23 protein-coding genes are annotated in these 18227 nt (G+C 70.3%); 20 read left to right on the top strand and 3 right to left on the bottom strand.

Annotated elements, in window-relative coordinates:
- Positions 1-44 precede the first annotated feature (44 nt).
- The 17 genes from rpsH (at position 45) to ACWAUO_RS13305 (ending at position 11386) form a co-directional block, all read left to right on the top strand.
- Complete coding sequence (gene rpsH, locus ACWAUO_RS13385) at positions 45-443, top strand: 30S ribosomal protein S8 (RefSeq protein WP_460776099.1); 399 nt, start codon at positions 45-47, stop codon at positions 441-443.
- Positions 444-449: 6 nt separating this feature from the next.
- The gene (gene rplF / locus ACWAUO_RS13380; protein ID WP_460776097.1) at positions 450-986 is read left to right on the top strand and encodes a 50S ribosomal protein L6; all 537 of its coding nucleotides are present in this window, start codon (positions 450-452) and stop codon (positions 984-986) included.
- A 2-nt stretch (positions 987-988) separates the two neighbouring features.
- Positions 989-1348 (top strand): 50S ribosomal protein L18, encoded by a 360-nt coding sequence (gene rplR / locus ACWAUO_RS13375; protein WP_460776095.1) that lies wholly within the window; start codon positions 989-991, stop codon positions 1346-1348.
- The gene (gene rpsE, locus ACWAUO_RS13370) at positions 1345-2046 is read left to right on the top strand and encodes a 30S ribosomal protein S5 (RefSeq protein ID WP_460776093.1); all 702 of its coding nucleotides are present in this window, start codon (positions 1345-1347) and stop codon (positions 2044-2046) included. The genes rplR and rpsE overlap by 4 nt, the downstream gene beginning before the upstream one ends.
- Entirely contained in the window at positions 2046-2231 is a 186-nt protein-coding gene (gene rpmD, locus ACWAUO_RS13365; RefSeq protein WP_028496517.1) for a 50S ribosomal protein L30, read from the top strand. Before rpsE ends, rpmD begins: the two co-directional genes overlap by 1 nt.
- Positions 2231-2782 (top strand): 50S ribosomal protein L15, encoded by a 552-nt coding sequence (rplO, locus tag ACWAUO_RS13360; protein ID WP_460776092.1) that lies wholly within the window; start codon positions 2231-2233, stop codon positions 2780-2782. The genes rpmD and rplO overlap by 1 nt, the downstream gene beginning before the upstream one ends.
- Positions 2783-2926: 144 nt before the next feature.
- The gene (gene secY / locus ACWAUO_RS13355; protein WP_460776237.1) at positions 2927-4252 is read left to right on the top strand and encodes a preprotein translocase subunit SecY; all 1326 of its coding nucleotides are present in this window, start codon (positions 2927-2929) and stop codon (positions 4250-4252) included.
- A complete protein-coding gene (locus ACWAUO_RS13350; RefSeq protein ID WP_460776090.1) occupies positions 4249-4839 on the top strand; it encodes an adenylate kinase in 591 nt (196 codons plus the stop codon). Before secY ends, ACWAUO_RS13350 begins: the two co-directional genes overlap by 4 nt.
- Entirely contained in the window at positions 4839-5672 is an 834-nt protein-coding gene (gene map / locus ACWAUO_RS13345; protein WP_460776089.1) for a type I methionyl aminopeptidase, read from the top strand. The genes ACWAUO_RS13350 and map overlap by 1 nt, the downstream gene beginning before the upstream one ends.
- A 7-nt stretch (positions 5673-5679) precedes the next feature.
- Positions 5680-6360: a DsbA family protein gene (locus ACWAUO_RS13340; RefSeq protein ID WP_460776087.1), complete on the top strand. Its 681-nt coding sequence runs from the start codon at positions 5680-5682 to the stop codon at positions 6358-6360.
- Positions 6361-6591: 231 nt separating this feature from the next.
- Complete coding sequence (gene infA / locus ACWAUO_RS13335; RefSeq protein WP_018171468.1) at positions 6592-6813, top strand: translation initiation factor IF-1; 222 nt, start codon at positions 6592-6594, stop codon at positions 6811-6813.
- A 74-nt stretch (positions 6814-6887) separates the two neighbouring features.
- Positions 6888-7004: a 50S ribosomal protein L36 gene (rpmJ, locus tag ACWAUO_RS13330; RefSeq protein ID WP_005050492.1), complete on the top strand. Its 117-nt coding sequence runs from the start codon at positions 6888-6890 to the stop codon at positions 7002-7004.
- Between the two features lie 151 nt (positions 7005-7155).
- Positions 7156-7530 carry a 30S ribosomal protein S13 gene (rpsM, locus tag ACWAUO_RS13325; protein WP_460776086.1) on the top strand — a complete coding sequence of 125 codons (375 nt, stop codon included), beginning with the start codon at positions 7156-7158 and terminating at the stop codon, positions 7528-7530.
- A 29-nt stretch (positions 7531-7559) separates the two neighbouring features.
- A complete protein-coding gene (gene rpsK, locus ACWAUO_RS13320; RefSeq protein WP_039395885.1) occupies positions 7560-7958 on the top strand; it encodes a 30S ribosomal protein S11 in 399 nt (132 codons plus the stop codon).
- A 142-nt stretch (positions 7959-8100) separates the two neighbouring features.
- On the top strand, positions 8101-9090 hold the full coding sequence (locus tag ACWAUO_RS13315) for a DNA-directed RNA polymerase subunit alpha (protein ID WP_460776084.1): 990 nt from the start codon (positions 8101-8103) through the stop codon (positions 9088-9090).
- 44 nt (positions 9091-9134) lie between these two features.
- The gene (rplQ, locus tag ACWAUO_RS13310; RefSeq protein ID WP_460776083.1) at positions 9135-9701 is read left to right on the top strand and encodes a 50S ribosomal protein L17; all 567 of its coding nucleotides are present in this window, start codon (positions 9135-9137) and stop codon (positions 9699-9701) included.
- A gap of 293 nt (positions 9702-9994) precedes the next feature.
- Positions 9995-11386 (top strand): HNH endonuclease signature motif containing protein, encoded by a 1392-nt coding sequence (locus ACWAUO_RS13305; RefSeq protein ID WP_460776082.1) that lies wholly within the window; start codon positions 9995-9997, stop codon positions 11384-11386.
- 88 nt (positions 11387-11474) lie between these two features.
- On the opposite strand, the gene ACWAUO_RS13300 is transcribed toward ACWAUO_RS13305, so the two are convergent.
- The gene (locus ACWAUO_RS13300) at positions 11475-13397 is read right to left on the bottom strand and encodes an acyltransferase family protein (protein WP_460776080.1); all 1923 of its coding nucleotides are present in this window, start codon (positions 13395-13397) and stop codon (positions 11475-11477) included.
- 126 nt (positions 13398-13523) lie between these two features.
- Here ACWAUO_RS13300 and ACWAUO_RS13295 point away from each other — a divergent pair, with 126 nt between their 5' ends.
- Together ACWAUO_RS13295 and ACWAUO_RS13290 are read left to right on the top strand one after the other, a co-directional pair.
- Positions 13524-14366 carry a tRNA pseudouridine synthase A gene (locus ACWAUO_RS13295; protein ID WP_460776079.1) on the top strand — a complete coding sequence of 281 codons (843 nt, stop codon included), beginning with the start codon at positions 13524-13526 and terminating at the stop codon, positions 14364-14366.
- 66 nt (positions 14367-14432) lie between these two features.
- The gene (locus ACWAUO_RS13290) at positions 14433-15125 is read left to right on the top strand and encodes an endonuclease/exonuclease/phosphatase family protein (protein WP_460776077.1); all 693 of its coding nucleotides are present in this window, start codon (positions 14433-14435) and stop codon (positions 15123-15125) included.
- A 31-nt stretch (positions 15126-15156) separates the two neighbouring features.
- On the opposite strand, the gene ACWAUO_RS13285 is transcribed toward ACWAUO_RS13290, so the two are convergent.
- Together ACWAUO_RS13285 and ACWAUO_RS13280 are read right to left on the bottom strand one after the other, a co-directional pair.
- On the bottom strand, positions 15157-15696 hold the full coding sequence (locus ACWAUO_RS13285; RefSeq protein WP_460776075.1) for a cell wall protein: 540 nt from the start codon (positions 15694-15696) through the stop codon (positions 15157-15159).
- Positions 15697-15737: 41 nt separating this feature from the next.
- Entirely contained in the window at positions 15738-17534 is a 1797-nt protein-coding gene (locus ACWAUO_RS13280; protein ID WP_460776074.1) for a DUF4012 domain-containing protein, read from the bottom strand.
- Between the two features lie 67 nt (positions 17535-17601).
- Here ACWAUO_RS13280 and ACWAUO_RS13275 point away from each other — a divergent pair, with 67 nt between their 5' ends.
- Positions 17602-18222, top strand: a complete 621-nt coding sequence (locus tag ACWAUO_RS13275) for a hypothetical protein (protein WP_460776072.1) — start codon at positions 17602-17604, stop codon at positions 18220-18222.
- Positions 18223-18227 lie beyond the last annotated feature (5 nt).

The following is an 18227-nucleotide window of genomic DNA, read 5'->3' as shown; positions in this document are numbered from 1 at the left end:
CGTGTAACGGCGCGTCGAAACCTGGTGAACGAAGGAACACCCACATGACAATGACAGACCCGGTCGCAGACATGCTGACCCGTCTGCGCAACGCGAACTCGGCGCACCACGACTCCGTTTCGCTGCCGAGCTCCAAGCTCAAGACGCACATCGCCGAGATCCTCAAGCAGGAGGGTTACATCTCGGACTGGTCCGTGTCCGACGCCCGCGTCGGTCAGACCCTCACCATGACCCTCAAGTACGGCCCGAACCGCGAGCGGTCGATCGCCGGCATCAAGCGGGTCTCCAAGCCGGGTCTGCGCGTGTACGCGAAGTCCGGCGAGCTCCCCAAGGTCCTCGGTGGGCTGGGTGTCGCCATCCTGTCCACCTCCTCTGGCCTCCTCACGGACCGCCAGGCCGAGCAGAAGGGCGTGGGTGGGGAAGTCCTCGCCTACGTGTGGTGATCTGACATGTCGCGTATCGGACGTCTTCCCATCGACATCCCCGCCGGCGTCACCGTGACCGTCGACGGTCAGGATGTCACCGTCAAGGGTCCCAAGGGTGAGCTCGTGCTCACCGCGGCCCGTCCCATCGAGGTCAAGGTGGAGGAGAACCAGGTTCTCGTCACCCGCCCCGACGACGAGCGCGAGTCTCGGTCGCTCCACGGCCTGACCCGCACCCTGATCAACAACAACATCATCGGTGTCACCCAGGGCTACACCAAGGGCCTCGAGGTCGTCGGTACCGGTTACCGCGTCGCGCAGAAGGGCTCGTCCGTCGAGTTCGCGCTCGGGTTCTCGCACCCGGTCCTCGTGGACCCGCCCGCCGGCATCACCTTCACGGTCGAGGGCAACAACAAGCTCACCGTGAGCGGCATCGACAAGCAGGCCGTCGGCGAGGCGGCTGCCAACATCCGCAAGATCCGCAAGCCCGAGCCGTACAAGGGCAAGGGTGTGCGCTACGCCGGCGAGGTCGTCCGGCGCAAGGCCGGAAAGGCTGGTAAGTAACCATGGCTGTGACTTCGAAGGCTGCTGCACGTTCGCGTCGTCACGCCCGTCTTCGCAAGAAGATCGTCGGCACCGCCGAGCGGCCCCGTCTGGTCGTGACCCGTTCGTCGCGTCACGTGTTCGTCCAGCTGGTCGACGACGCCAAGGGTCACACCCTGGCGTCCGCGTCCACGCTCGAGACCGACCTGCGCGGTTTCGACGGTGACAAGACCGCCAAGGCGCGCAAGGTCGGCGAGCTCGTCGCCGAGCGCGCGAAGGCCGCCGGCATCGAGGACGTCGTGTTCGACCGTGGCGGCAACCGCTACGCCGGACGCGTCGCCGCGATCGCCGAGGGCGCCCGCGAAGGAGGGCTGAACCTGTGAGTGAGAACAAGGAGACCGAAGTGACCGACGCCACTCAGGCCGCGCCTGAGGCCACGGACGCGGCGGCGAACGCCACGACCGACGCCCAGCGCGAGCCGCGCGAGGCCCGCCGCGGCGGTCGCGAGCGCAACCCCAACCGCGACCGCAACTCGCGCGACCGCTCGGAGAGCCAGTTCCTCGAGCGTGTCGTCACGATCAACCGCGTGTCGAAGGTCGTCAAGGGTGGTCGTCGCTTCAGCTTCACCGCGCTCGTCGTCGTCGGCGACGGCAACGGTGTCGTGGGCGTCGGCTACGGCAAGGCCCGCGAGGTGCCGCTGGCGATCTCGAAGGGCGTCGAAGAGGCGAAGCGGAACTTCTTCCGCGTGCCGCGCGTCGGCTCGACCATCCCGCACCCGGTGCAGGGCGAGGCCGCTGCCGGCGTCGTGCTCCTGCGTCCGGCCGCCGCGGGTACCGGTGTCATCGCCGGTGGTCCGGTCCGCGCCGTGCTCGAGTGCGCCGGTATCCACGACGTGCTGTCCAAGTCGCTCGGCTCGTCCAACACGATCAACATCGTGCACGCGACCGTCGAGGCCCTGAAGAGCCTCGAGGAGCCCCGTGCCGTCGCCGCCCGTCGCGGCCTCGAGTACGACGCGGTCGTTCCCGGCATCATCATCCGCAACGAGGCCAAGGCTGCAGCTGCGGCGAAGGCAGGTGTCTGATGGCTAGCCGTCTGAAGGTTACCCAGGTCAAGTCCAAGGTGAGCGAGAAGCAGAACCAGCGCGACACGCTGCGTTCGCTCGGTCTCAAGCGGATCGGCGACTCGGTCGTCCGTCCCGACGACGCGCAGACGCGCGGTTACGTCAAGACCGTCGCGCACCTCGTGAAGGTTGAGGAGATCGACTGATGGCCGAGAAGGCTGAGAAGACGACCGACGAGGTCGTCGAGAAGAAGGCTCCCGCGAAGAAGGCCGCTGCCAAGGCGCCGGCCAAGAAGGCGGAGCAGAAGGATGCGGCCCGCCCCGGCGTGCTGAAGGTGCACCACCTGCGTCCGGTCCCCGGCGCCAACACCGCGAAGACCCGTGTCGGTCGCGGTGAGGGCTCCAAGGGTAAGACCTCGGGCCGTGGCACCAAGGGCACCAAGGCCCGCTACCAGGTCAAGGTCGGCTTCGAGGGCGGCCAGATGCCGCTGCACATGCGCACCCCGAAGCTGCGCGGGTTCAAGAACCCGTTCCGCGTCGAGTACCAGGTCGTGAACCTGGACAAGCTGGCCGAGCTGTACCCGGCCGGTGGCGACGTGACCGTGAGCGACCTCGTCGCGAAGGGCGCCGTTCGCAAGAACGAGAAGGTCAAGGTGCTCGGCAACGGCGACATCGCGGTGGCGCTGAACGTGTCGGTGGACAAGGTCTCGAGCTCCGCGGAGCAGAAGATCGTCGCCGCCGGCGGCACCATCAAGTAATCACCCGGTGGGGGTCGGAGCACGCTCCGGCCCCCATCGTCGTACCTGCGGGGAGCCGTCCGCTTCCGCTTCGCGCCTCAGGGTGGGCTACCCTGAATATCTGTGCGCGCGCCCCGCGCCGGCACCCATCTGGAGGACTCCCACGTGTTCAGCGCTATCGCGCGCGTGTTCCGCACGCCAGACCTGCGGCGGAAGATCGCATTCACCCTGGGCATCATCGTGCTCTACCGCCTCGGCGCGCACGTCCCCACGCCGTTCGTCGACTTCAGCAACGTGCAGCAGTGTCTGGCGGACTCCTCCGACACGCAGGGGCTGCTGTCGCTGGTCAACCTCTTCTCCGGCGGCGCGCTCCTCCAGCTCTCGATCTTCGCGCTGGGCGTCATGCCCTACATCACGGCGACGATCATCGTGCAGCTGCTGCGCGTGGTCATCCCGCACTTCGAGACCCTCTACAAGGAGGGCCAGGCCGGTCAGGCCAAGCTGACGCAGTACACGCGGTACCTCACGATCGCCCTCGCGCTGCTGCAGTCGACGACCCTCGTGACGGTCGCGCGCAGCGGTCAGCTCTTCGGCGCGACCGACATCGCCGCCTGCAACCAGCTCCTCACCAACGACGCGTGGTGGGCGCAGCTGCTCATGATCATCACGATGACCGCCGGTACCGGTCTCATCATGTGGTTCGCCGAGCTCGTCACCGAGCGCGGCATCGGCAACGGCATGTCGCTGCTCATCTTCACCTCGATCGCGGCGTCCTTCCCGGCGGCCATGTGGGCCATCTGGCAGTCGCGCGGCTTCGAGACGTTCCTGCTCGTGCTCGCCGTCGGCGTGGTCATCGTCGCACTCGTCGTCTTCGTCGAGCAGTCGCAGCGCCGCATCCCGGTGCAGTACGCGAAGCGGATGGTGGGGCGGCGCACGTACGGCGGCACCAACACGTACATCCCGATCAAGGTGAACATGGCCGGTGTCGTGCCCGTCATCTTCGCCTCGTCGCTGCTGTACATCCCGGCGCTCATCGCGCAGTTCAACCAGACACCCAACGAGGACGGCCAGCTGCCCGGCTGGGTGGTCTGGATCAACAACAACCTGACCACAGGCGACAGCCCGCTGTACATGGCGGTCTACTTCCTGCTCATCGTCGGGTTCACGTACTTCTACGTCGCGATCACGTTCAACCCCGTCGACGTCGCCGACAACATGAAGAAGTACGGCGGCTTCATCCCTGGCATCCGCGCGGGCCGCCCGACCGCCGAGTACCTCGACTACGTGCTCACCCGCATCACGCTGCCGGGGTCCATCTACCTGGGCCTCGTCGCCCTGATCCCGCTGATCGCGCTGGCGACGGTGGGCGCGAACCAGAACTTCCCGTTCGGCGGGACCTCGATCCTCATCATGGTCGGCGTCGGCCTCGAGACCGTGAAGCAGATCGACGCACAGCTCCAGCAGCGACACTACGAAGGGCTTCTCCGATGACCGCACGCCTCCTGATCGTCGGACCGCAGGGTTCCGGGAAGGGCACCCAGGGTGTCCGCATCTCGAAGGCGTTCGGAGTCCCCGCGGTCTCGACCGGGGACGTCTTCCGCGCGAACATCTCCGAGGGCACCGAGCTCGGCCGCCAGGTGCAGGCGATCATCGAAGCCGGCAACCTCGTCCCGGACGAGCTGACCAGCGAGGTCGTGCGCGACCGCCTCTCGCAGGACGACGCCGCCCGCGGCTTCCTGCTCGACGGCTACCCCCGCAACCTCGGGCAGGTCGCCGACCTCGACGCGTTCCTCGAGGCGCGCGACGAGAACCTGGATGCGGTCATCGAGCTGAACGTGCCCCGGGCCGAGAGCATCTCGCGGCTCACGCTCCGCGCGAAGGAGCAGGGCCGCACCGACGACACCGAAGAGGTCATCGCCAAGCGGCTCGCGATCTACGAGTCCGAGACCGCGCCGATCCTCGACGTGTACGGCGACCGCGGGCTCGTGCTCTCGGTCGACGGCGTCGGCTCGCTCGACGAGATCACCGAGCGGATCGTCACCGGGCTCATCGCCCGCGGCCTGACGCCGCAGTCCTGATGGCCCTCCGCCGCGGGATCTACAAGTCGCCCGCACAGCTGCGTGCGATGGTCGAACCCGGACGCATCACCGCGGCCGCGCTCGACGCCGTCCGTGCCGTCATCGCGCCGGGCGTGACGACCGCGGAGCTGGATGCCGCCGCATCCGCCGTGGTGCTCGCGCGCGGCGCCAAGTCGAACTTCAAGATGGTCCGCGGCTACCACCACACGACGTGCGTCTCGGTCAACGAGCAGGTCGTCCACGGCATCCCGGGCGACCGGCCGCTCGAGCCCGGTGACATCGTCTCGATCGACGCCGGCGCCGAGTTCCAGGGCTGGAACGGCGACTCCGCGATCACGGTCGTGGTGCCCGACCCGGCGCGGCCCGACCTCGTCGCGGCGCGCGAGGAGCTCTCCCGGGTGACCGAGGGGTCGATGTGGGCGGGCATCGCGGCGATGGCACGCGGCAGCCACATCGGTGAGATCGGTGCGGCGATCGAGGACTTCGTCGTGGCGTCCGGCCACGGCTACGGCATCCTCCGCGACTACGTCGGTCACGGCATCGGTCGCAAGATGCACGAATCGCCCAGCGTGTTCAACTACCGCGTGGCCGATCCGGGTCCCCGCATCCAGCCCGGCCTCGTGCTCGCGATCGAACCGATGATCGTGTCGGGCGACGAGGCGACGCTCGTCGAGGACGACGACTGGACCGTCTCGACGGTCGACGGCGGCGACGGCTCACACTGGGAGCACAGCGTCGCCGTGCACGATGGTGGCATCTGGGTGCTCACGGCGCCCGACGGTGGGGCAGCGGGGTTGGCGCCGTTCGGCGTCGTCCCCCGCGAGATCGGATAGGACGGAAATGGCTGCTGCACAGCGGAAGAACAAGGGCCCGAACTGGTTCGCCATCTGGATCAGCGTCGCGGCCGTGGTGGTCGTGGTCGGCGTCGCCGCCCTGGTCGTGTGGATGAACAACGTCGCGTCGGAGCCCGCGGTGGCGCCGGTCGCGTCGAACGTCGACACCGAGACCGGCGGCGTGACCTTCGGCGACGGCCCGAACACGGTGGACACCTACATCGACTTCCTCTGCCCCTACTGCGGTCAGTTCGAGGAGACCGAGGGCAAGACGATCCAGAACCTCGTGGAGTCCGGCGAGATCACCCTCACGGTGCACCCGGTCTCGATCCTCGACCGCCTCTCGCAGGGCACCGAGTACTCGAGCCGTTCCGCCGCCGCGTTCTACTCGGTCGCCGTCGCGGACCCCGACAACGCATACGCGTACCTGCAGGCGCTGTTCGCGAACCAGCCGGCCGAGAACACCTCCGGCCTGACCGACGAGGAGCTCGTCGCGCTCGCGGAGCAGACGGGCGTGAACGTCACGGCCGAGCTCGAGGAGAGCATCCTCACCGGCGAGTTCAAGGGATTCGCGAAGGAGCGGTCGCTCCCGGAGGGCGCCACCGGCACCCCGACCCTCATCGTCAACGGCGAGATGGTGAACGTGACCTTCAACCCGCAGACGGACATCGTCGACCGCCTGAAGTAGACCGGCATCCGTCTCACACGACGCCCCCGCCCGGGTCCTCCGGGTCGGGGGCGTCGATCGTGCACCCGGCGGCGGACGCGACGACACGCCCGACTGGCGGGATGGCGAGACGTCACGTATAGTTGATCTTTGGTGCTTTGCGCCTGTCTCGGCGTGTCGCCTGGACGGGCCCGCGAGCACCGTATCCCATCCACCGCAGACCGGCCGGTCTGCAGAAGCGTCAGCGAGGCTATGGCTAAGAAAGACGGTGTCATCGAGATCGAGGGTGTGGTCTCCGAGGCTCTTCCCAACGCGATGTTCCGCGTGGAGTTGAGCAACGGACACAAGGTCCTCGCCACGATCTCCGGCAAGATGCGGCAGAACTACATCCGCATCATCCCGGAGGACCGCGTGGTCGTGGAGCTCTCTCCGTACGACCTGACCCGCGGCCGTATCGTCTACCGCTACCGCTGAGCCGCCCGGCCGAGAAGTAACGGCCTGTGGAGCCTTCCTCTCCACGGGCACGAAGACAGCGAACAGGAACGAACATGAAGGTCAACCCGAGCGTCAAGCCGATCTGCGACCACTGCAAGGTGATCCGCCGTCACGGCCGCGTCATGGTCATCTGCAAGTCCAACCCGCGCCACAAGCAGCGCCAGGGCTGAGACGACGGATGCGGCCCGCGGCCGCATCCGTGCAGTGCACAACTCAACACAACACACCAGGCAGGATCAGAACCCGCAAGGGGGACACCTCGGGGCGGAGGCCCGGGCACCGATCCTGCTCCACACCTCCACTCACTCCTAGGAGCACCGCATGGCACGTCTTGCCGGCGTCGACATCCCGCGCGACAAGCGCGTGGTGATCGCCCTCACCTACATCTACGGCGTTGGTCGCACCCGCTCGGTCGAGATCCTCACCGCGACGGGCATCGACGAGAACATCCGCGTCAAGGACCTCACCGACGACCAGCTCGTCGCACTCCGTGACTACATCGAAGGCAACTACAAGGTGGAGGGTGACCTTCGCCGCGAGGTCGCCGCCGACATCCGCCGCAAGGTCGAGATCGGTTCCTACGAGGGTCTGCGTCACCGTCGCGGCCTTCCCGTGCGTGGCCAGCGCACCAAGACCAACGCGCGTACGCGCAAGGGTCCGAAGCGCACCGTCGCCGGTAAGAAGAAGGCGCGCTAAGGCGCCCCCAGGTTTAGGAGAACAGACAAATGGCACAGGCCAAGTCCGCGGCGCGCAAGCCCCGCCGCAAGGAGAAGAAGAACATCGCCGTGGGTCACGCCCACATCAAGTCGACGTTCAACAACACGATCGTCTCGATCACCGACCCGTCGGGCGCCGTCATCAGCTGGGCGTCCTCCGGTGGCGTGGGCTTCAAGGGCTCGCGCAAGTCGACCCCGTACGCGGCCGGCATGGCCGCCGAGTCGGCCGCCCGCCAGGCCGCCGAGCACGGCGTCAAGAAGGTCGACGTCTTCGTCAAGGGCCCGGGTTCGGGCCGCGAGACCGCGATCCGCTCGCTGACGGCCGCCGGTCTCGAGGTCGGTTCGATCCAGGACGTGACGCCGCAGGCGCACAACGGCTGCCGTCCCCCCAAGCGCCGCCGCGTCTGACACTTCGGAGCCGGGGCACCCATCACGGGTGCCCCGGCATCCGCGCGCTTCTGGATGCGCCCGTTCCGGCATCCGTCCACAACTCAACATCTCAGCCACTGCAAGTGTCATATAGCGGGCACTTAGCCGAAAGGAACACATCGTGCTCATTGCACAGCGTCCCACTCTGACCGAGGAGAAGATCGGGGAGTTCCGCAGCCGCTTCGTCGTCGAGCCGCTCGAGCCCGGTTTCGGTTACACGATCGGCAACGCGCTGCGTCGCAGCCTCCTGTCCTCCATCCCGGGTGCCGCCGTCACCAGCATCCGCATCGACGGTGTGCTGCACGAGTTCAGCACCATCCCCGGTGTGAAGGAGGATGTCACCGAGATCATCCTGAACATCAAGCAGCTGGTGGTCTCCAGCGAGCGCGACGAGCCCATCACCGCGTACCTGCGCAAGACGGGTGCGGGCGAGGTCACCGCCGCCGACATCTCGGCCCCCGCCGGTGTCGAGGTGCACAACCCCGAGCTCGTCATCGCGACCCTGAACGACACGGCCCGCTTCGAGCTGGAGCTGACGATCGAGCGCGGTCGCGGCTACGTGTCCGCCACGCAGAACCGCAACGAGTACGCCGAGGCCGGTCAGATCCCGATCGACTCGATCTACTCGCCCGTGCTGAAGGTCAGCTACCGCGTCGATGCCACCCGTGCCGGTGAGCGCACCGACTTCGACAAGCTGGTCCTGGACGTCGAGACCAAGCCGTCGATCGCCCCGCGCGACGCCGTGGCCTCGGCCGGCAAGACCCTCGTCGAGCTGTTCGGCCTGGCCCGTGAGCTCAACGTCGAGGCCGAGGGCATCGAGATCGGCCCCGCGCCGGTCGAGACCGTCCTCACCAACGAGCTCTCGATGCCGATCGAGGACCTGGACCTGTCGGTCCGCTCGTACAACTGCCTGAAGCGCGAGGGCATCAACACGGTCTCGGAGCTGGTCGCCCTCTCCGAGACGCAGCTGATGAACATCCGCAACTTCGGTCAGAAGTCGGTCGACGAGGTGCGCGACAAGCTCGTCTCGCTCGGTCTCTCGCTGAAGGATTCGGTGCCCGGCTTCGACGGCGCCCACTTCTACGGCGGCTACGACGACGAGACCGTCTGATCCGGCCCCGCACCCGTTCGTTTTCAATCTGGAGTAATTGAGATATGCCTAAGCCCAACAAGGGTCCCCGCCTCGGTGGCGGTCCCGCCCACGAGCGTCTGCTCCTCGCGAACCTCGCTGCGGCGCTGTTCACGCACAAGTCGATCAAGACCACCGAGACCAAGGCGAAGCGCCTGCGTCCGCTGGCCGAGCGTCTGATCACCTTCGCCAAGCGCGGTGACCTGCACGCCCGTCGTCGCGTGCTCTCGGTCATCGGTGACAAGGAAGTCGTGCACGTCCTGTTCACCGAGATCGCCCCGCTCGTCGCGGACCGTGAGGGCGGCTACACCCGCATCACCAAGGTCGGCAACCGCAAGGGCGACAACGCCCCCATGGCCGTCATCGAGCTCGTCCTGGAGCCCGTGACCAAGAAGGCCAAGGCCAAGAAGGCCGACGCCGCTCCCGCCGCAGCCGAGGCTCCGGTCGAGGAGGCCCCGGTCGAGGAGGCCACTGAGGCTCCCGCCGAGGACACCGCCGCCGAGGCCGGCGCCGAGTCGCCCGAGGAGGGCGCCGCCGCCGAGGCCGCCGCGGAGGAGGCCGTCGAGGCTCCCGCCGAGGAGAAGTCGGAGTAATCCGAACCGGCATCGCACGAAGCCCGCGTGGACCACGGTCCACGCGGGCTTCGTCGTTCCCGGGGGAGGCGGGATGCAGCGTCGTCACCGGCGGCGGGTCGGTGGTGGTCCGGCAGCGTCGTTCAGCGGGTGCGGTGAGGACCTTCGGTCCGTTCGAACCCGCGGGTGTGCGGCGGTGTCGGGTGGATGTCGGAGGTCCGGCGTAGTGTTTCGGGTATCAGGAAACGCCGCACACGTGCCCATTTCGTGCGACCCCGATGCCACCCGGATGGGTGGTGGGATGAGGAGCGATCATGGGCACGGGCACCGGGCATCTCGACCGGCTGAAGGCGCTGGTGCGGGATGCTGCGGCAGCGCATCGTGCGGTCGCGGTCGCGCAGGCCGCGGAAGCGCGGGTGTTCGCGGATGCGGTGGAGCTGGTGCTGGAGCGGCAGGCGGCGCTGCGTGCGGAGGGCCGGCTCGGTGAGGGTGACATCCCGTTGCGGGAGGTGTGCGCGGAGCTTGCGACCGCGTTGCGACTGTCGGATGCGGCGGTGCAGCGCCGCCTCGGGGATGCGGCGTCGCTGCGGTCCGGGTTCCCCGCCACGACGGCGGCGTGGGAGCGGGGTGAGGTCGATGCGGGGCAGGTGTCCGCGATCCTGAACGCGGGGATCCCGCTGACCCCGGAGCACCGGGACCGGTACGAGCAGATCGTGCTGGACGCGGCGCGGACGGAGGCAGCGGGGCGGATGCGGCACATCGCCCGGGTCGTCGCCGCCCGCATCGACCCGGACGGCGCGGCCGAGCGGGTGACGGAACGGCACGCGGAACGGCGGGTGCGGGTAATCGACCTGGACGACGGGTTCGCCCGGCTGCTCGCGGACCTTCCCGCGACCCTCGCCTACGCGATCCACGACCGGCTCACCCGCATGGCCACCACTGTCCGCGACGGCGACAGGGATACACCAGCTTCGGCCGACGATGCCGTCGAGGTGCCTGCAAACGCACCCAGCCCTCAACCCGAGCCCGACACCGCCCCGACCGTCGTCACGGACGCGACCCGTCCCGCCCGGCACGGGCAGCTGGGAACCCCACCGGCGGCCGGTGCCGGGGACCCGCGGACGCTGGACCAGCTGAGGGCGGACGTGCTCGCAGACCTCCTCCTCGCCGGCGGCACCGTCGCCCACGGCGACGGCCTGACCGCGGTCACCGGGCACGTGCAGGTCACCGTCCCCGTCCTCACCGCCGCCGGCCAAGGCAACGCACCCGCGCTGCTGGCCGGGCACGGACCCATCGACCCCGACACCGCGAAACGCCTCGTCGGGGCAGCATCCGGGTGGGACCGGGTCCTCACCCACCCGTACACCGGCACCGTCCTCGACGTCGACCGGTACCGGCCACCCGAAGCCCTCAAACGCCTCCTCCGCGCGAGGGATGAACACTGCCGGTTCCCCGGCTGCCGCCGCCTCGCCCGCGGCGCCGACCTCGACCACACCATCGACGCCGCCCTCGGCGGGAACACCAGCCTCCACAACCTCGCCCACCTCTGCCGACGCCACCACACCCTCAAACACCACACCGCGTGGACCGTGCGACAACGCCGCGGGGGCGTCATCGAATGGCGAAGCCCCACCGGACGCACCCACCACGACCGACCACCCGCCACCGTCACCTTCACCCCCGACACCGACCCACCACCGTTCTGAGGCGGGGAGTCGTCTCGACCCGCCCCGCTCGCGAAACGGCGTGAAGCGACGAGACGTAACCCGCCCGACCCTGGGCCGTGGCGCGGTGCTACTGCTCGGCCGGTGCGGCCTCGGGCTCGTCCTCCGCGGGCGGCGCCGTGAGGTGGCGCACGATCGCCTCGAGCCGGAGCTGCGACTCCTGCGACCGTCGCAACGCCTGCTCCACGGCGTCCGCGAACACCCGACCGCCGGCATCACCGGGGTGGATCTGATCGCCCGCCAGCAGCTCCAGGTGCGGCGCGATCGACCCCGCCCAGTCCGCGAGCTGCACGTCGTGGTGTGCGCGCGCGAACGCCCCGAGCTCCGCGTTCACCCCTTCGGTCCACGACCGCGGCGCGTACGCGTTCACCAGCACGAGCCGCCGCGACGACCCGATGATGTCGCGGATCTCCGCCAGGGTCTCCCGCTCGATCGGACCGTTCGTGCCGAGCGCCACCACCACGTACGGGCGCAGCTGCCCGGATTCGGCGAGCCCACGCAGGATGCCGGGCGCCGCGTACATCGACCGCGACACCGCGGCGTCCACATGGATGCCCGGGAACCGCTCCAGCAGCGCCGGCGCGGACGCGAGCATCACCGAATCGCCCACCGCCGTGATGTCCCACCCCGACACCGGTTCCGGCGTCGCCGTCGGCACCGGCACCGGGGTGTGCTCGGGCGTCCCCGTGGGCGACGGCGTGGGGGAGGGGGATGCTGCCGCCTGATCCCGCAACGCCTCCATCCCCGCATCCACGACCGCCTCGCCGCTGGACACGTCCGGGGCCGCCGCGATCGCCGCCGTCGTCCCGCCCACGAGCGCGACCGACAGCACCGCCGCGCCCAGCACCCGGACCCGTCCTCGCCGCGACCGCCGCAGGGCGGCGCCGGCGCGCGCGAGCCCGCCGCGGAACCCCAGGCGCCGCACCGGCGTCTCGAGGAACCGGAACGACACCTCGGCGGCGACGAGGGTCAGCAGCAGCGCGAGCACGCCCACGGTCACCGGGACGGACCCCGCGTCCGCGGGCAGGCCCAGCCCCGCCAGCAGCAGCACGAGCACGGGCCAGTGCCAGAGGTAGATCCCGTAGGAGCGTTCACCGATCACACGCAGCGGCGCCACGTCGAGCGCCCGCCCGAACGGGGAGCCCGGCCACACCCCGGCCGTCAGCACCACGGACGACAGCACGGTCGCGAGGATCAGCGCGGCGGGCACCGTCGTGTCCCCGGGGCGCAGGGTCGCCGCGGACAGCAGCAGCACGAGCCCCACCGCGCCGGCCAGCGACACGAGTGAACGCACCCAGCCCCGCAGCATCCACGCCGCGGGCTGCTCGAGCGCCGGCTGGAGCAGGAACGCGAGGGCGACGCCCGCGAGCAGCCCGAACGCGTGCGAATCGGTGCCGAAGTACGCCCGGGTCAGCCCGCCGGACGCCGCGACCGCCACCATCCACGCCGCCGACCCGGCGCCGAGCACCAGTGCCGCCCCCGCGCGGGCGAACCGTGACGGGATGCGGAGGAACAACGGCAGCAGCAGCGGCCACACCAGGTAGAACTGCTCCTCCACCGCGAGCGACCACAGGTTCCGGAGCAGCTCCGGCTGCCCCTGTGCGAAGTAGTCGCCGCCCGCCGCGATCGAGACCCAGTTGAACGAGAACGTCGCCGCACCGAGCACCTGCCGCCCGAGGTCGACCAGCACGTCGCCGCCGATGAGCCACGCGACGCTCGCGCAGACCGTCACCATCAGGCCGAGGGCGGGCAGGAGGCGGCGCGCCCGCCGCGACCAGAACCGCCCGAGCCGGATGCGGCCGTGCTCCGCCCGCTCCCGGATGAGGAGCGACGTGATGAGGAACCCGCTGATGACGAAGAACACGTCCACGCCGACGTAGCCGGCCCGGAGCACGCTCTCCGGGAAGAGGTGGTACAGCACGACGAGGGCCACCGCGATGGCGCGGAGACCGTCGAGGCCGGCGAAGCGGGGGCGCGGAGGAGTGTTCGTCACGACGAGGAGGAGGCGATACCGAGAGATCGGGAAGCCCCCAGTCTAGGTTCCATACCTCAGCGGTTCCCGAACGACGACCGCTCCGTGGGAATCCGGGGCGGCCCGGCGCCCGGATAGGCTGGACGGGTGCGGATCCGGCTCGACATCGCCTACGACGGCACGCACTTCCGCGGCTGGGCGCGCCAGCCGGGCCTGCGCACCGTGCAGGGCACCATCGAGGCCGCGATCGCACGCATCCTCGGCGGCGACCCCCGCCTCGTCGTCGCCGGCCGCACCGACGCCGGGGTCCACGCCTCCGGGCAGGTCGCGCACCTCGACCTCGACCCGGGGCAGGCTGCACGACTCACCCCGCGTCGTCGTGGTGGCGGGGGCGACCCCGTCGCGGACCTCGCCCACCGCATCCGCGGCGTGCTGGGACCGTACGCCGACGTGACGGTCCACCGGGTCGGCATCCCGCCGGAGGGGTTCGACGCCCGCTTCTCCGCCGTCTGGCGCCGCTACGCCTACCGCGTGGCCGACGAGACCGTGGGCTACGACCCCCTCGAACGGGCCCGCACCACGAGCGTGCGCGGCCGGCTCGACGTCCAGGCGATGGACGCGGCGGCCCGCTCGCTCACCGGCCTCCACGACTTCGCCTCCTACTGCAAACCGCGTCCCGAGGCGACGACCATCCGCACGCTGCTGGAGTACGACTGGCACCGCGACGACGACGGGATCCTCGTCGCCAACGTGAAGGCGGACGCCTTCTGCCACAGCATGGTCCGGGCGCTCGTGGGCGCCTGCGTCGCGGTCGGCGGCGGCCGCCTCGATCCGGCCGACCTGGTGCGCCTACGCGACGCCGCCGCGCGGACGAGCGAGTTCCCCGTGCTCGCCGCCCGCGGACTCACGCTCACCGAGGTGGGGTACCCCGCCGACGACCTCCTCGCCGCGCGCGCCGAGCAGACCCGCGCCCGGCGGGACCAGGACTGAACACACCCTGAAGGTTCGTCAAGCAGTCGGTCGGATGCCGCGTCACGCCGCTATGGTGAGGGCATCATGAGGGTGATCTCCTACAACCTGCGCAAGCATCGCGCAGCCGGCGAACTGCAGGCGCTCGTCGAGACGCACGGCGCGGAGGTGCTGTGCCTCCAGGAGGCCGACACCACCGACATCCCGGAGGAGCTCGCCGGACTCCGCCTCGCCGAGGCGACCCAGCGCAACCGTCTCGGTCTCGCGGTGTACTACCGGGAGAGCAGCTTCCGGCTGCAGGCCGTGCGCGCGCTGTCGCTGAAGAAGTCGCTGCACGACCGCGTGCTCAAGCCCGCCGAGGAGCGGATGCTGGGCGTCAGGCTGCACGACATCGACGCCGGCCGCGAGATCATCGTCGCGTCGTTCCACGCGGCGCCCCTCACCGCGCTGAACTCGCTCCGCCGGCACCAGATCCGCACCGCCCTCGCCGAACTCCAGGACCTCGGCCCCGACCTGCCGGTGCTCATGGTCGGCGACTACAACTACCCGGTCTTCAAGGAGAAGCTGGGGCAGCGGGTGCGCGACCAGGGATACGAACTGTCCCTCAGCGACGCGCGGACCTACACGCGGTACCGTTTCTTCCGGGGCCACTACGACTTCGTCACCTCGAGCGGGTTCGACGTCGAGACCGTCCGCACGCTGCCGCAGGGGCTCAGCGACCACCTGCCGATCCTCGTCACCGCCCGCATCGAGGAGCAGCGGAGCCGGCTCGCCGGCTGAGCGTCCGGCCGATCGACCGGGAAGGACGGGCTCAGGCCGCGTCGGCCTCGCGACGGCGCCGCGCGACCAGCGCCGCAGCCAGCACGACGACGCCCGCGAGCACCAGCGCGCCCCCGCCGACCCACAGGCCGAGCAGCGACTGCGCGGACAGGCCGGTCACCGACAGTGCCCCGACGGTCACCGTGACCGTGTCGCCGGGCGAGGAGGCGGAGAACACCGCGATCGTGTAGGCGCCCGCCGCATCGGCCGGGAAGGTCACCGCGAGCGGGTCGAGCCCGCCCGCCGCGTTGGCGCGTGCGCCGCCGTACGTGGCGGTCTCGATCGCCGTCCGCACGAGACCGAAGCCGACACCGGTCGCGTGCTCGCCGCGCACCGTGATCGTGAGCGGCTCGCCCGCGACGAAGGTGCCGTCGGAGACGCTGAGCCGCACCGTGCCGCCGGGTTCGCTCGTCGTCGACGAGACGCGCGCGGCGTCGTCCGGCGGGTACGCCTGGGCGGGTGCTGCCACGCCGATCACGGCGGTGAGGATGAGCGCGAGCGTCGCGAGGACCCGCGGGAACCGGTGGTGCATGGTCGTCCGTTCGTTCCGGGCGTGGAGAGACCCTCTGTGGATTATGACGGAGTCGAGCAGCTCGCGGTAATCGAGCCCGCGTTGTCGGGGAGGACCGGCGTCGTGGCGGCGCCCAGGACCGGTGTCGCGGGGGTGCGGACCCGGATGCGGGCGGTCGCCTCCGCGCCGGGTGCGAGGTCGGTGGTCCAGATGAGCACGGGGCGCCCGTCGTGCGTGCCGGTGCCGAAGCCGGGGAAGTCCGACGAGCCCTGCGACATCGCGAACACCACCTCGCTGCCCACCGGCAGGTACAGGTACGCGACGGTCCGGGTGACCCCCGCGGCGACGCCGAACGCGCCGCCGCCGGTGATGTAGCGGGGGAGGTCCGCCGCATCCGCCGGTGCGTCGCTGCGGAGGGTCACGGTGAGGGCGGCGTCGGGGTCGCCCTCCGTGTCGGTGCACCATGCCGTGCCCACGTCCACGTGCATGTAGTAGTCCATCTTCGAGCCGGTGCCGTCGTTGAGGTACACCCCGAACGTGGTCTGCTCCGCGTCCGTCACCGGCAGTGCGCCCTGCAGGGTCGTGCCGTCCAGCACGGCCTGCTCGGCCGGGTCGGCGCTCCAGACCAGCACGCGGTCCTCGGATCCCGCCTGGGCGAGGGCGGCGACGAGCTGCGTGATGTCGGCGCGACCGTCGGCCAGCGCCTCGAACACGGCGGCGGCGGCCGCCTGGAAGAATGCGTCCTGCTCGCGGGGGTCCTCGTAGCGCAGGTACACGTCGTTGAGCAGGAGCTGCAGCGCATTCTCGCTCGTGAGATCCTCACCGGTCACGAGGGTGACGGGCCCGGTCGCGCGCAACAGGTACGACAGGGCGACCGGGTCGAGCGACAGCACGCCGTCGGCCCACACGCCACGCTCGTTCGCCCACATCGTCTGCGCGAGTTGCGCGGTCAGCGGGAAGGACGGCACCTGTGTCACGTTCTGGATGTAGCGCCCCGGCTTCTGCTCGTAGACGGCGATGAGCTCGTCACTGAGCGGCACCACCGACGTGTCCGTCTCTGGGAAGTCCGAGGACGAGGCCTGTGCGGCGAGCGCGATCGCGCCGGCGTCGGTGTGCACCATCGCGGTCGCGCCGACGATGCCGCCGAGCGAGCGCCATTCCGCGTTGTTCTGGAACAGCACGAGGTAGTCGCGCGGCCGGTCGGCGCCGAGGATCGACGGCATGAGCTCGGTCGCGCGGCTGAGCGCGCCGGTCGCGGATGCGGCGGTGCCGATGAGTTCGCGCACCTGCACGACCTGGTCGGCGAGCGGTGCGAGCAGCCGCTCGGTGGGGATCGTCGCCACGGTGGCGGCGGCTTCCGCCGTGCCGGCCGCGGCGGTCGCCGCCGGGTCGTGGAGGCTTGCGAGCGCGTCGAGGTCGAAGCGTCCGCCCTCCGGCTTCAGCGACGACAGCGAGAACCCGGACGCGGACGCCGCGAGGGGTGAGAGCGCCTCTCCCACGACGTCGTCGACGGCCGCGACAGCGGTGCGCACCGCGCCGAGCTGGTCGCCGACCCAGGGAAGACGCATGGCGGCCGACCACACCGGGTCGCCCGTGAGCGCGCGGGCGGCGGCGGTCTCCTCCGCGACCCGGCCCACGCCGGCCGCGGCGCTCGCCGGGTCGCCGAGGGACGACATGAGCGACGACGCCTCCCGCTGCGCGTCGCGGAGGTGCCCGGCGGCCATCGCGCCGCGGACGCCGATCCAGGCGGTGGCGGCGAGGACGAGGACGAGGACGGCGACGAGCACCCAGATCACGACGACGCCGGCGCGGCGGGCGCGACGCGAGAGCGGGGAGCGCAGCGGCGGTGAGGCGGTCACCCGATCACTCTACGCAACGCCCCCCGACTAGACTGACCCGACGGAAGAGGGGGGCAGGATGGCGCGGATGCGGGCTGGACGTTCGGCGGTTGCGGTCGCGGCGGTCGTCGCACTCTCGCTGCTGGCGGGATGCGGACCGGCCCCGTGGAACGGCGGAGGCGACGCCACCCCGACCCCGACGAAGACGAAGAGCACACCGGTGCCCGCCCCGGTGTCGAACGACCTGTCCGCCGGATCGACCCAGCACCAGGTGACCGCCGGTGCGGTCACCGCGACGATCGACTACTGGTCGACGCTGTCCATGGACCGCTGGACGGCGACCGCCCTGAAACCGATCAGCCTCTCGATGGCGACCACCGTCACCCCCGACGACGGCAAGAAGGTGTACCTGCAGAAGGCGACCATGGTGGCGGTCCCCGCCAACGCGACCGAGACCTTCGAACCGCTCGCGCCGCAGGTGGACCAGGCGTCCGTCGCGCCCGGATACCTCGTGCTCTCGCCCTACAGCTACTCGCAGACCTTCAACGTGGGCGACGCCCCCGCCTCCGCGACCTACGTCACGGTGCAGTTCACGTACGACTTCCTGGTGCAGACGACGCCCACCTCCGCCGAATACGCCAAGCAGACGGGCAGCGACACCCTCGTGATCGCCATCGCCCCCTCCGCGACCGAGGACGCCGAGGACTGACGCGC

The organism is Microbacterium sp. GXF7504, from assembly GCF_054798235.1.
Note: the sequence above shows the minus strand (reverse complement) of the source record. Positions and strands in the feature narration are given on the sequence as shown.

What these genes read in the sequence shown, in the direction of transcription:
- rpmJ (WP_005050492.1), top strand. Translation starts at nt 6,888, where the DNA reads ATGAAGGTCAACCCGAGCGTCAAGCCGATCTGCGACCACTGCAAGGTG.
- ACWAUO_RS13275 (WP_460776072.1), top strand. Translation starts at nt 17,602, where the DNA reads ATGCGGGCTGGACGTTCGGCGGTTGCGGTCGCGGCGGTCGTCGCACTC.
- ACWAUO_RS13285 (WP_460776075.1), bottom strand. Translation starts at nt 15,696, where the DNA reads ATGCACCACCGGTTCCCGCGGGTCCTCGCGACGCTCGCGCTCATCCTC.
- rplR (WP_460776095.1), top strand. Translation starts at nt 989, where the DNA reads ATGGCTGTGACTTCGAAGGCTGCTGCACGTTCGCGTCGTCACGCCCGT.
- rpsM (WP_460776086.1), top strand. Translation starts at nt 7,156, where the DNA reads ATGGCACGTCTTGCCGGCGTCGACATCCCGCGCGACAAGCGCGTGGTG.
- rplO (WP_460776092.1), top strand. Translation starts at nt 2,231, where the DNA reads ATGGCCGAGAAGGCTGAGAAGACGACCGACGAGGTCGTCGAGAAGAAG.
- rpsH (WP_460776099.1), top strand. Translation starts at nt 45, where the DNA reads ATGACAATGACAGACCCGGTCGCAGACATGCTGACCCGTCTGCGCAAC.
- map (WP_460776089.1), top strand. Translation starts at nt 4,839, where the DNA reads ATGGCCCTCCGCCGCGGGATCTACAAGTCGCCCGCACAGCTGCGTGCG.
- ACWAUO_RS13290 (WP_460776077.1), top strand. Translation starts at nt 14,433, where the DNA reads ATGAGGGTGATCTCCTACAACCTGCGCAAGCATCGCGCAGCCGGCGAA.
- rplF (WP_460776097.1), top strand. Translation starts at nt 450, where the DNA reads ATGTCGCGTATCGGACGTCTTCCCATCGACATCCCCGCCGGCGTCACC.
- ACWAUO_RS13350 (WP_460776090.1), top strand. Translation starts at nt 4,249, where the DNA reads ATGACCGCACGCCTCCTGATCGTCGGACCGCAGGGTTCCGGGAAGGGC.
- ACWAUO_RS13305 (WP_460776082.1), top strand. Translation starts at nt 9,995, where the DNA reads ATGGGCACGGGCACCGGGCATCTCGACCGGCTGAAGGCGCTGGTGCGG.
- ACWAUO_RS13340 (WP_460776087.1), top strand. Translation starts at nt 5,680, where the DNA reads ATGGCTGCTGCACAGCGGAAGAACAAGGGCCCGAACTGGTTCGCCATC.
- rplQ (WP_460776083.1), top strand. Translation starts at nt 9,135, where the DNA reads ATGCCTAAGCCCAACAAGGGTCCCCGCCTCGGTGGCGGTCCCGCCCAC.
- rpsK (WP_039395885.1), top strand. Translation starts at nt 7,560, where the DNA reads ATGGCACAGGCCAAGTCCGCGGCGCGCAAGCCCCGCCGCAAGGAGAAG.
- rpmD (WP_028496517.1), top strand. Translation starts at nt 2,046, where the DNA reads ATGGCTAGCCGTCTGAAGGTTACCCAGGTCAAGTCCAAGGTGAGCGAG.
- infA (WP_018171468.1), top strand. Translation starts at nt 6,592, where the DNA reads ATGGCTAAGAAAGACGGTGTCATCGAGATCGAGGGTGTGGTCTCCGAG.